This window comes from Streptomyces milbemycinicus (genome assembly GCF_002154605.1).
Lineage (GTDB): Bacteria > Actinomycetota > Actinomycetes > Streptomycetales > Streptomycetaceae > Streptomyces > Streptomyces milbemycinicus.
Window position 1 is genome coordinate 1 of sequence record NZ_MUNE01001207.1, and the last position, 647, is coordinate 647.

At 68.3% G+C, this 647-nt stretch carries 1 protein-coding gene and 1 pseudogene; both read left to right on the plus strand.

The window, feature by feature from the left end; translation table 11 throughout:
• Window positions 1–219, plus strand: a 219-nt coding sequence (locus tag CCN51_RS55625; RefSeq protein WP_158104809.1) for a hypothetical protein, incomplete at its 5' end; no start/stop codon positions are given.
• A gap of 150 nt (window positions 220–369) precedes the next feature.
• Window positions 370–647: pseudogene (locus tag CCN51_RS52135) on the plus strand (hypothetical protein); the annotation flags it as partial.

The following is a 647-nucleotide window of genomic DNA, read 5'->3' on the forward strand; positions in this document are numbered from 1 at the left end:
GAAGCCGACCGCCTCCACACCACACTCCGCCGCTACGCCACCAGCGCCCGCGACCACCTCAACGACGCACTGACCGACCAAGGCCCGCCCCACGCCGACGCGACGGTCATTCTCTACTCCAGCCGCTCCACCGAACTCCACGCAGCCCGCTACTCGCAGCAGATGAACCAGCTCGACCTGGTCCTCGACGCCTACCAGACCGCCCTCCTGGCCGTCTGAACACCCCCAGGGACCGCCCCCGGCACCTCCAAGCCGACGGCACACGGCAAAGCCCCCTACGCCCGGCCCGTGACGCCACGCCACCCCTCATCCGGCGCGCTACGCGAAGCGCTCGGCAATTCCCGAAATCTCCCGAAAGGTAAAACCCTCATGTCGACTCCCGGTCTGCAGGACCACCGCATCCTCGTCCACCAGATCCTCACCCGCAGCCACCAACTGCTCCAGCGCGTCAGCACCAACACGCCAGCCCCCTTCGCCGACATCCTGCACACCGCAACAGAGAAGATCTGCAACCAGCACGCCAGCCACGTCTCACCCCACCACGCGGCGTGGCTCGAAGCCGAAGCCGCCTCACACATCGTCACAGCCGCCGGATGGCACACCACGGGCCTGACCGACCCCGCCCTCCCGCACCACCTCACCCGCCT